Annotated in this window: 9 protein-coding genes and 1 pseudogene; 7 read left to right on the forward strand and 3 right to left on the reverse strand. The window is 51.9% G+C overall.

Going from position 1 to position 11,235, the window contains the following annotated elements; genetic code table 11:
• The 3 genes from sppA (at position 1) to recR (ending at position 2,264) form a co-directional block, all read left to right on the forward strand.
• On the forward strand, positions 1 to 831 hold the full coding sequence (sppA, locus tag H6F80_RS03510) for a signal peptide peptidase SppA (protein ID WP_190790226.1): 831 nt from the start codon (positions 1 to 3) through the stop codon (positions 829 to 831).
• 348 nt (positions 832 to 1,179) lie between these two features.
• On the forward strand, positions 1,180 to 1,566 hold the full coding sequence (gene aroH, locus H6F80_RS03515) for a chorismate mutase (protein ID WP_190790227.1): 387 nt from the start codon (positions 1,180 to 1,182) through the stop codon (positions 1,564 to 1,566).
• A gap of 86 nt (positions 1,567 to 1,652) precedes the next feature.
• Positions 1,653 to 2,264 (forward strand): recombination mediator RecR, encoded by a 612-nt coding sequence (gene recR, locus H6F80_RS03520; RefSeq protein WP_190790233.1) that lies wholly within the window; start codon positions 1,653 to 1,655, stop codon positions 2,262 to 2,264.
• Between the two features lie 15 nt (positions 2,265 to 2,279).
• Here the strand turns inward: recR and H6F80_RS03525 are convergent, their stop codons facing one another.
• Positions 2,280 to 3,059: an ABC transporter permease gene (locus H6F80_RS03525; protein WP_190790228.1), complete on the reverse strand. Its 780-nt coding sequence runs from the start codon at positions 3,057 to 3,059 to the stop codon at positions 2,280 to 2,282.
• A gap of 153 nt (positions 3,060 to 3,212) precedes the next feature.
• Between H6F80_RS03525 and H6F80_RS03530 the strand changes: the two genes are divergently transcribed.
• Positions 3,213 to 5,363: a hypothetical protein gene (locus H6F80_RS03530; protein WP_190790234.1), complete on the forward strand. Its 2,151-nt coding sequence runs from the start codon at positions 3,213 to 3,215 to the stop codon at positions 5,361 to 5,363.
• Between the two features lie 48 nt (positions 5,364 to 5,411).
• Here H6F80_RS03530 and lepA read toward each other — a convergent pair whose 3' ends face one another.
• Positions 5,412 to 7,214 carry a translation elongation factor 4 gene (gene lepA / locus H6F80_RS03535; RefSeq protein WP_190790229.1) on the reverse strand — a complete coding sequence of 601 codons (1,803 nt, stop codon included), beginning with the start codon at positions 7,212 to 7,214 and terminating at the stop codon, positions 5,412 to 5,414.
• A 422-nt stretch (positions 7,215 to 7,636) separates the two neighbouring features.
• Between lepA and H6F80_RS03540 the strand changes: the two genes are divergently transcribed.
• The 3 genes from H6F80_RS03540 (at position 7,637) to H6F80_RS03550 (ending at position 10,873) form a co-directional block, all read left to right on the forward strand.
• Entirely contained in the window at positions 7,637 to 7,873 is a 237-nt protein-coding gene (locus H6F80_RS03540; protein WP_190790230.1) for a type II toxin-antitoxin system CcdA family antitoxin, read from the forward strand.
• 334 nt (positions 7,874 to 8,207) lie between these two features.
• Entirely contained in the window at positions 8,208 to 10,076 is a 1,869-nt protein-coding gene (locus tag H6F80_RS03545) for a sensor histidine kinase (protein WP_190790231.1), read from the forward strand.
• Between the two features lie 200 nt (positions 10,077 to 10,276).
• Positions 10,277 to 10,873, forward strand: a complete 597-nt coding sequence (locus tag H6F80_RS03550; RefSeq protein WP_190790232.1) for a DUF4126 domain-containing protein — start codon at positions 10,277 to 10,279, stop codon at positions 10,871 to 10,873.
• A gap of 237 nt (positions 10,874 to 11,110) precedes the next feature.
• Here the strand turns inward: H6F80_RS03550 and H6F80_RS03555 are convergent.
• Positions 11,111 to 11,235 (reverse strand): annotated as a pseudogene (locus tag H6F80_RS03555) (photosystem II q(b) protein); the annotation flags it as partial.

Raw genomic sequence — 11,235 nt, forward strand, 5'->3', positions numbered from 1 at the left:
ATTCGGCTCTTTAAGCCCCGGTTTCGCAAGCAAATTGCACGAATTGAAGTCTCAGGCGCGATCGCAGGTGCAACCCGTAAGTATGTCCTCGATGCCCTAAAAACAGTCGAAGAAAAGAAATTCCCCGCTCTGCTGTTGCGGATCGACAGCCCTGGCGGAACGGTGGGGGACTCCCAGGAAATTTACAGTGCCCTGAAGCGGCTGCGTAATAAAACCAAGATCATCGCCAGCTTTGGCAATATTTCGGCATCGGGCGGTGTGTATATTGGCATGGGCGCAGAACACATCGTTGCCAATCCGGGAACGATCACGGGCAGCATTGGCGTGATCCTGCGCGGCAATAATCTGGAACGACTGCTCGACCGCGTCGGCGTTTCCTTTAAGGTAATCAAATCTGGTCCTTATAAAGATATTCTGTCGTTCGATCGCGAATTGACCGAGCCAGAACAGCAGATTCTGCAACAGCTCATCGACACCAGCTATAACCAGTTTGTCCAGACAGTTGCCGAAGGTCGTCGCCTCAGTGTGGATGCCGTTCGTAGCTTTGCTGACGGACGCATTTTTACCGGAGAACAGGCTCTAGAACTAGGAGTCGTCGATCGCCTGGGAACCGAAGAAGATGCGCGTCGCTGGGCAGCCGAACTAGTCGGACTCGACCCCGAAAAAACCCAGCTCCACAACATTGAGGAGCGCAAAAAGGGATGGCTCAGCCGCTTCCTGCCGGGTCGAAGCCAAAGCCGCAGCCAAAATAAAGGCCTCCTCGGCGGGCTGAATTGGCTGGAGTTTGAAATGGAAACGAACGGACTGCCCCTATGGATGTTTCGCCCCTAATTCATAAAACACTGCTGAAGACAGCATGGGCATGATCGCACTCGACTCTTGAATTCAGCTTGTCAATTCAGCCTGTAAATTTTCAAGTTGTGAATTTTAAGTTAAGTCCTTGGCATTTCAAGGCAGAACTGAGGAGGATAGATTGTAGACATCAGACCATTAGACTTTAAACTGAAGCCTGATGGAATGAAGCGATCGATTGTCTGGTCTACACAGGGCTGTTTTGTTTGCACAAAGCTGTACAGAGCTGTTTTGTTTACACAAGAGCCATGCGAAGCAGTTCCCCTTTAGAGTAGCCGGGCAAATCGAAGGGATTGGAAGCGTGTTGAAACATAGGAGGCGATCGACGTGGGCTGGAAAGTAAGGGCAATTCGTGGGGCAACAACGGTTTCAGAAAACACGGTAGAGGCGATCCGGGAAGCTGTCGCCGAACTGCTGGACGAGCTAGAACGCCAAAACCCCATCGACCCTGACGATATTATCAGTGCCACATTTTCTGTCACCCGCGATCTAGATGCAATTTTTCCCGCATCCGTTGCCCGTCAGCGTCCACACTGGCAGGATGTGCCGCTTCTGGATGTGCAGCAGATGCACGTCGAGGGCAGTCTGGAACGCTGTATTCGCTTCCTAATCCACATCAACACGCCCGATCCCTTCGTCAAAATTCACCATCCTTATCTGCGGCAGGCGAAATATCTGCGCCCGGACTGGAGTATGGCGACGATCGAGCATTAATTCTCCCCGCGACTTTCCAGTTTCAGGGTCGAAAAATCCCTACTCGCAACCAGTTGACTCGATCGCTATGATCGAGATAGAGCAACATTGGAGGAAATCCAACGGTTTACACCAAGCCTTTAGCTCGTTTAATTGAGCAATTTCAGCGATTGCCCGGTGTGGGTCCAAAAACCGCACAGCGTCTCGCGCTGCACATTTTACGAAGACCAGAGGCAGAAGTTCATGCCCTGGCACAGGCACTTGTTGAAGCCAAGCAGCAAGTAGGGCTATGTTCGGTGTGCTTTCACCTGTCGGCTGAGCCAGTCTGTGAAATTTGCCGCACCCCCAATCGCGACCCGAATACAATCTGTGTGGTTGCCGATTCTAGAGATGTGATTGCGCTGGAGAAAACCCGCGAATACAAAGGCAAGTATCACGTCCTGGGCGGATTGATTTCGCCAATGGATGGCATCGGTCCCGATCAGCTTCACATTACGCAGCTCGTGCGGCGCGTCAGCAAGCAGGACATCAAGGAAGTAATTCTGGCGATCAGCCCTAGCGTCGAAGGGGAAACCACAACGCTCTATGTCGGTCAACTGCTGAAGCCATTCACCAAAGTTACCCGGATTGCTTTTGGTCTGCCGATGGGTGGCGATCTGGAGTATGCCGACGAAGTAACGCTTGCCAGAGCCTTAGAAGGACGGCGGGAACTTGATTAGGTTCTTGAACCAGGCTTAGTGGGTAACAAGCTGGGCTGCTTGGTTAAAGAATTGGCGATCGAGTCCCTGAATCAGCAGAAATGTGGTGCAGAGGGTTGCAAATGCCAGAATAAACATAATCAGCATTTGATAGACTGCGGCATCGAGCGGATTTACGCCGCTCAGAATTTGTCCGGTAATGGTTCCTGGCAGCGTCACAATTCCGACGACCAACATTTGATTCAGGGCAGGGATTAGTCCCGCTTTGATTGCCTCACGGCGATAGGCGGTAGTTGCCTGCTGCGGAGTTGCGCCTAAGCTCAAGTGGGTTTCAATCTCTTGGCGGCTATTGTTGAGTGTACTAACAAACCGTTCTCCGCCGATCGTCGCCCCATTCATCGCACCTCCCAACAAAATTCCTGCCAGTGGCACAAGGTACTGCGGCTCAAACCAGGGATCGGGACGCAGAACTAGCAGATTCACATACGCCAGCGTCAGAGCGGTACTGAGCAGAATTGACCCCCCGACCACTGGAAGCAGTGCCGGGATTTTTTTACTGATTCGGTTTCGGGCAACGACAGCGGCGATCGATGCCATGGCTGCGATAATCAGCAGCACCGCGATCGGATTATTCAGGGCAAACACAATTTCCAGAACGTAGCCCACTGCGGTGAGCTGCACGATCGTTCGTCCCGTCGCGACTGCAAGATTCCATGCCAATCCCAGCCCTTGCCAAGCAGATAGGGCGATCGCAATCAGCACCAGTCCCAGGGCAAACCCCATCCTGACCAGATCTAGCTCGATTAATCCATTCATTGCCCGTTGGATCCGCTGAAATGTGCAAATTTTAGCTTTGATTCCGCTGCTTTAACTTGTATTTCAAGTTTCCCATCGCCGATTGCCAGCGCTTACACTGGGGCATTCTCGATAGAGTGCATTTACTTCGTATTGAATTTGTGAGTTGCTGTCATGAATCTGCCATTTATTGTAGATGTTGCGATCGGGCTAGTTTTGATTTACCTCATCCTTAGCCTGCTCTCTTCAGAAATCCAGGAGATCCTGGCGACCATTTTGCAGTGGCGAGCCGCCCACCTGAAGAAGTCGATCGAAATTCTCTTGATGGGAGATGGCTCTGTGCAGGGCGATTACCTGAAGCTGGCAAACCAGGGAATTTTTCAAACGCCTGCCGAGGTTGCACAGCACACAGTGAGTTTCCTGCCGGATTCTGACCCCAATAAGCCGGCGATTCAAGACCTGATCCAGAGCCAGCTCGAAACGCTCAGAGGAACTGCCGAAGAACAGACAGCGGCGATCGTTCAGGCATTGGACTCAAAAGGGTTGGTGAGCGGTGATGGCGTGACTGAAACAGGTTCAACGATTCCAATCAAATCTGAAATCTCGCGACGACTTCGGGATGCGCTGCTGATTGAAGAACTCCATCGCGCAAAAGCTGTTACCCAGAAAATCTATAATGACCCCTTGATTCGCAACATCAGTCAGGATGCGCGAGAAGGGTTTGAAGGCTTGATTCGTGGCGTAACGCGATCGGTCGTCACTGTAGGCAGGAGCAATACGACGCTCGAGCGGGGCAACGAGCCATCCTACATTCCGTCTGAAACCTTTGCTACGACACTGTTGGAAATCCTCAACATTCCGCAGTTCACTCGTCGCTTAACCGCTCTAAATCTGCAAATCCTGGTTCAGGATCAGATTATTTCTGACATTGAAGATGCAGTGAAACGGTATCAGAGTCAGGGAAAAAGCCAGGAACTCAATCGCTTTATTGATGCAGGTTTTAATAAGTTCAGCGACAAACTGCATCTCGTCCTCAAAGCCTTTGTCGATCAGCGGCTCAGCCTCGAAATGACGATTAGCCTCATTCGCGGCGAACTGGTTGAGTATGTCAACAACGCGCAGGCGATCCGCAAAAAACTGGCGGCATCTCAAGACACAAACCGCGCTCGATCGATCGCCCCTGAAGATCTGGAAGCTTTTGATGCTTTTGCAAATCAACTCGTCTCAATTCGGCAGCTCGTCTTTTACGAAGACCCTCAGGGCGAATACCACAACACCAATGAGCTGATTCAGCAGCTTCAACCTAGCGTTGCCCAGGTCATGAAAGCCTTTCGCAGCGACCTTCAGGACGTAGACCAAAAATACAGGCGGTTTACTGATAGTGAATCGCTGAGAAGCAATCCAAACCTCTCCGGCTACCAGGAAATTATCGCCCTCTACAACGAAATTCATCGGGATGCTCAGCAGATTGCCCAGACGCTTCCCTTCTCGGTGCGAGTCAGTCTTAATGCGCTGGCAGACCGTGCCCAAATTAACCCCACTCAGGCTAAAGGTGAAGTAAGACGTGCTCAGGACGACCTGTATCAGTTCAAAACGGAAGTCGAGAAATGGTTCGATCGCTCGATGGAGCGCGCCTCTGGTGTGTATAAGCGCAATGCGAAGGGCGTAGGTTTCCTGATTGGATTGACGATCGCCCTTGCCGCAAATGCCGACACGATTCACATCGCCCAACGACTTGCCTCCAGCACTACGCTGCGTCAGGCACTTGTCTCTTCTGCCGAAATCGTCACCCAATCCTGCCCCAGACCGATTTCCCCTACCAACCCTGAAGCAGCTCCTGCCACCAATCCTGAACCCGTCCCTGCGCCTGAAGTTGCTCCGCCTGTCATTCCACCTGCCCCCGAGGCGGCTCCCGTTGCTCCACCCGCCGAGCCTGCTCCCGTTTCCCGACTATTTTTCGAGCAGCCCGCCTATGCCCAAGCTCAAGCTGTTCCGTCTGAACCTGAAGCTTCCTCAGCTTCTACTAATTCGTCAGTGAACTGTATCGAACAAGCAGTTGGGGATGTGACACAACTACCGCTAGGCTGGGGCGAGGAAAACCAATCGCAGCAAATGGCAATCAAGCCGATCGACAGCAACGGCGACGGCAAGCCTGAAGAGCCGGCTCCCTGGATGCCACTATGGAATCAGCTCAAGCGCGCTATCGGCTGGATCGTAAGCGGTCTGGCAATCTCAATGGGAGCTGCCTTCTGGTTTGAGTTTCTCAGCAAGCTGGTGAACGTACGAAACACGGGCAAGCGTCCGGACGATCGCTCGGCAACTTGACCCGGGTTTAATTGTTAGATTCGCTCAAGGTTTGCGACTCAGGCAGCCCTAAAGCTTCAGCACTGCCATAAATGCCTCTTGCGGAACGTCTACAGTGCCGATCGCCTTCAGGCGTTTCTTACCCTTTGCCTGCTTCTGCAAGAGTTTCTTCTTTCGGGAAATATCGCCACCGTAGCACTTCGCTAACACGTCCTTTCGCAGGGCGGGGATATGTTCGCTGGCAATAATCCGGGAGCCGATCGCCGCCTGAATCGGAATCTTGAACTGGTGACGGGGGATGAGCTCTTTGAGCTTTTCGACCAGGGCTTTGCCGACGTAGTATGCCTTGTCTCGGTGAACGATCGTCGCCAGGGGATCAACTTTCTCACTGTTGATCATCACATCCAGCTTCACCAGATAGTTTTCCCGGTAGCCGATCAATTGGTATTCCATGCTGGCATAGCCGCGCGATCGAGACTTCATCTGATCAAAGAAATCCGTTACGACTTCTGCCAGAGGAATCTCGTAGATCAGCGTGGTTCGCCCCTTAGTGAGGTACTTCATGTCTTTGAATTCGCCCCGCCGGCTCTGGCTCAGCTCCATTAGCGGACCCACGAATTCCTCGGGCGTAATCATGTCCACCTGCACGTAGGGTTCCTCGATTTTTTCGCGGTACTGCGGGTCGGGCAAGAGGCTAGGATTATCGATATACAGCACTTCGCCGTCGATTTTGGTGACGCGATAGATTACCGAGGGCGCAGTGGTAATCAGATCCAGGTCATACTCGCGCTCTAATCGCTCCTGCACAATTTCCATGTGGAGCAGACCGAGGAAGCCACAGCGGAAGCCAAAGCCCATCGCGCTCGAAGTCTCCGGCTCGTAGCTGAGGGCGGCATCATTCAGGCGCAGTTTTTCCAGTGCCTCGCGCAGGTCGGGATACTCGTCGGCATCGGTGGGAAACAGTCCGCAAAAAACCATCGGTTTCGCTTCGGCGTAGCCCGGTAGGGCTTCAGGAGCGGGGGCGTATGCCAGGGTAATCGTGTCACCTACCCGCGCATCGGCAACGGCTTTGATCGAGGCGGCAAAATAGCCCACTTCGCCCGCATGTAGCTCATCCACCTCAATTTGGTTTGGCGACAGTACGCCCAGTTCGTCGATCTGGTATTCCTTGCCGGATGCCATCAGACGCACTCTGTCGCCTTTGCGAACTTTGCCATCCATCACCCGGAAGTAGACGATCACGCCGCGATAAGCGTCGTAGTAGCTATCAAAAATCAGAGCGCGGAGGGGTTTGTCTACCGTATCTTCAGGCGGCGGAACTAGATAGACGATCGACTCCAGGATTTCATCGATCCCGATCCCTTCTTTGGCTGAGGCTAAAATTGCGCCGCTGCAGTCCAGACCGACGACTTCTTCGACTTCTTCCCGGACGCGATCGGGTTCGGCTCCCGGCAGATCAATCTTGTTCAGCACCGGAATGATTTCCAGATCGTGTTCCAGTGCCAGATAGACGTTTGCTAGCGTTTGCGCTTCCACGCCCTGGGATGCATCGACCACCAGCAACGCCCCTTCGCAAGCAATCAGCGATCGAGATACCTCGTAGGAAAAGTCTACGTGTCCCGGCGTGTCGATCAGGTTCAGCACATATTCCTGACCATCTTTTGCCGTATAGCTCATCCGCGCCGCCTGAAGCTTGATCGTGATGCCCCGTTCACGCTCCAGTTCCATATTGTCGAGAAATTGCTCTTTCATCTCCCGATTGCTCACCGTTCCCGTTACCTGAAGCAACCGATCGGCGAGGGTCGATTTCCCGTGATCGATGTGAGCAATGATGGAGAAATTCCGAATGCGAGAAACAGGTACGTCGGTCATATCACGCAGTATGAGGGGGAAAGCGAGGAATTTGCGTCTCAGAATCGATCGGGTTACTTGCTCCGTTAGGATTATCCGTCGGAATTCGTGTCATGAGATCCAGACAATCGGAGTCTCAATGGAAGTCTTGGCGGATTGGGTGAACCAATATGTCATCTGCTTAAAACATTTTAAGCTGTTCGTCACGCTGCGGGAATCCGGCAAAAGGCTTTCCTCCGCTGAAATGGCTCGCTTCAGTAAGATTTTTAGGAAATTAGGGGAAGGATTTCTGCTGTTCGCAACGATCGTGAAAAGGATAAGGTTTAATAGTGATGTGAGAAACACGCCCCTTTTCCAAAGAGAAAAATAAAAACGGCTGTTCCTCAATATTGTTCTTGCTGTTGTCCTCCTGTTGCGGCTTCCCCTCCGCCCCTAACTGGCTTATGACTGACCCTGCTGTAGATTCTAAATCCACCTCCGACTCCGAAAAGGTAAATCTGTCGATCGAAATTGATGCTGACCTGCTTGAGCAAATCAATCATCTTACGGGCAATCCCAGTAAGGTGATCGAAGTTGCTGTACGTCAATGGCTGGGTGGAGGCAGCCGTCGAGATGATGATTTAACCCGATCGATTCGCCGCAACCCACCCGTTCCGCCTAAGGGCGAATGGAACGACTAGCCGTCGCTTAACCCATCGCGCTTTTTCCCCTCTAAAATAAGGCAAATAGGGTAAAAAGTGAGGCAAGCCTTGACAGGTTGAATCAATCTTTGGGGTGTTACAAACATTTAGACTTAGCTGAACTTGAAGCAATTTCAGTGAAACCACTGATAATAGTAAAAGGTTTAAGCAAAAGCGGGAATTCTAGATTTGCTGATGAATAATTAAGCTTGTCAGTCGCAAGCTTGTCAGTCACAAAGCATTTGCAGGTTGCATCTACGCATCGTATCTACCCTTACCGCAAACCTGGGACAGTGCTTGACCCTATTCACTGTGTACTCTGAGTTCTACGCTGATGACTCTGCCTAGCGATCGTTCACCTTCGACAACTGAGTCAATCCATCCGGGTACGTTTCAACAATTCGACGGGTCTCTTCCGGCTGCCGATCTGGTTTTCACTCAGGACGGCTCTGGGCAGTATTTGTCGTTCTATTGGCGCGATGCCGATCGCTTTGGACTGAAACTCGATCAGGTCATTGGGCAAGCTGTAGAGGCTGCTTTCGCGCCTGCGGCGATTGCTTCCTATCTAGAGCGCATTCACCAGGTTTTGAGCGATCTGATTCCGCTCCGGTTTGAGTCTGCGTTTCAAGTTGCCAATCAGCATCTCGTTTTTGAGCTCACGGTCAGCCCAATCCTGATGCCGCACGGCACGGCAACCAGCGTTCTGGTCATGGGACGCTTTCTCTACACCACCCCTCAAGAACCTGTTACCGAGGTCGTTCCCGGATCAAAGCAAGGGCATTTGCTGCGCCTTGCCGATCGCCCTGAAGAGAGAACTGCTCTACATCGCCCCGAAGCAGAAACCGCCGCGCATCGCTATCAAAAACGCCTGACCGAGCTAGTCTGGAAAATTCGCCGCACTCTGGATTTAGAAACCATTTGGCAACAGACAGTAGAAGGATTGGGAGAAGCGTTTAGCGTGAGTCGCTGCCTGATTTTTCCCTACACGCCTGGTCATAACGAAGTCTGTGCAGTGGCAGAATATTGCAGTCCAGAGCTGCCCTCCCTGCTCAATCGATCGTTTTCGATCGTCCAGGAAGCCTATTTTGCTCAGGCATTGACCACCCTAAAACCGATTGCTTGCAGCACTGCCGAAGAGCAGGACAGCGAGTTGTCTGCCTCTGTAGTGACGATTGCCACCTGCTACCAGGATCAGCCAAATGGCTTGATTGTGCTGTACCAGACGGATCGATCGCGAGTCTGGAGCGATATCGAGATTGACCTGCTGAGAGAGATCGCTGATCAAGTGGGAACTGGGATTGCCCATGCTTCACTGTTTGCACAGAGCCAGAATCTCGCATCGGAACTTCAGCAGGCCAACGACAGCCTGGTAAAAAAACATCAGGAACTAGAAGATGCCCGCCAGCAGGCAGAAGCCGCTTCTCGACTCAAGAGCGAATTTCTTGCCAACACCTCCCACGAGCTACGGACTCCCCTCAACGGCGTGATTGGCTTCCTCAAGCTAATCATGGACGGCATGGCTGACGACCCGGCAGAGCAGAGCCAGTTTCTTCAGGAAGCGTATGGCTCAGCAATCCACTTGCTCAATATCATTAATGACATCCTGGACATTGCGAAAATTGAAGCCGGGAAAATGCAGCTTGAGCTGAATCCAATCAAGCTGGATGATTTGCTCAATGCCGTTGACAATTTCACCCGCCCTCAAGCGCAGCAGAAAGGGTTAAGCTTTGAAATTCGCACGCCTGCCACCCGCGACGAAGTGATTCTCCACGGCAATTACCAGCGATTGCTGCAAGTCATGCTCAACCTGGTGGGTAATGCAATTAAATTCACCCATGAAGGCGGACTAACCATCAGCGCAGAAATTCTCTCTAAGCGAATGCCCCACAGCGAAGACAAGCAGGAAAAGCCGGGCATTGTCAAAATTAGTGTTGCTGATACTGGAATTGGGGTATCTCTGGAGAAGCAGGACAAGCTATTCCAGTCGTTTAGCCAGGTAGACGGTTCACGTACTCGTCAGTATGGCGGAACTGGCTTGGGACTGGCGATCTCCCAAAAGTTGGTTGAGGCAATGGGCGGAGAAGTCAATTTTTACAGTATGGGCGAAGGACTGGGATCAACCGTTACTTTCACCGTTCCCTTGTTTCACGATCCTTTAATAGTAACGGCTCCCTTACCCGATGCAGCCGATTTGCTTCTGTAGTCTGCTGCGCTACTGCGGTCTGCGACGTCCAGAGGTTACGGTTACGGAGGCTTGCTTTAGACTGAGAAATAGCATTCTTTGAATGTCAAGAGAATGTCAAGAGCCATATTTTTTGTTTGCTACGCTGGTTGCGTGCCCTCACGATCGCTGTAAACCAATCTTGAAACTTGTCTTCGATAGGGCTGCTTGAGGTTTATACCATGATCGAGGTTTTTGCCGCTCTTGCGCTCTCGACGGCGGCTGGTATGAGAATTGCTCTTCCCCTGCTACTCATTGGATTGCTCTACAGCGACAATCTTTGGGCAAACATGCCGCTATTGTCCCAGATTCCCCCCCGTATTGTTCTGGGTGTTTTGGTGAGCTGGTCAACCGTTGAGCTCTTTCTCTCTAAAGGCAGACTCGGACAGCGCGTTTTGCAGATCGTGCAGCTTGTGGGCAGTCCTATCGTGGGGGCGATCGTCGGCATTGCCGTGGCGCGAACCGCTCTGTTTCCCGGCTGGTTTACGGTGCTGATTGGCACGGTTTGTGGATTGATTGCCCTGGTGCTACAACTTGTTCAGATCGGCTGGTTTTATCGCCTGCGGGGTTTGCCCATCTGGATGATTTTTGCCCAGGATTTTTTGTGTGTGCTGCTGGTTCTGCTAGCTTTTGATGCCCCAACTCAAGGCGGCATTATTGCGCTGCTGTTGTTCTGGCTCATGATTCGGAGTTCGGTAGGCTGGCGAAAGTGGTATCAGGCACAGGCAAAACCAGGCGAGCGCAAAAATCCACGCCGATACAAACAGGAGCCAGATTAGCTCCTAAGTTTAAGAATTTAATTTGGTGCTCCTTGAGGACTTCTGTTCACAACGGCATCGCTGGCAAATTTGCCTGAGTACAATCCTTCAATTCTTTTCAGGGACTTAAGAAGCGATCGCTATTACTTGTTAAAAGCCAACTGAAAAGCAGCGGAAACCCACTTAATTGCTACACTCAACGAATGCAAAAAGACACCCTCCTTGAGGAGAGTGCCTTGATTGCTAAGCAGCGAGAGCTTAACCGTGGATAGCGGGAGCGGTCACTGCAACAGGAGCAGCCTCACCCGCAGCCAGGTCAAGCGGGAAGTTGTGAGCATTACGCTCGTGCATCACTTCCATGCCCAGGTTCGCCCGGTTCAACA

It is taken from the genome of Leptolyngbya sp. FACHB-711, from assembly GCF_014695615.1.
GTDB lineage: Bacteria > Cyanobacteriota > Cyanobacteriia > Elainellales > Elainellaceae > Leptolyngbya_A.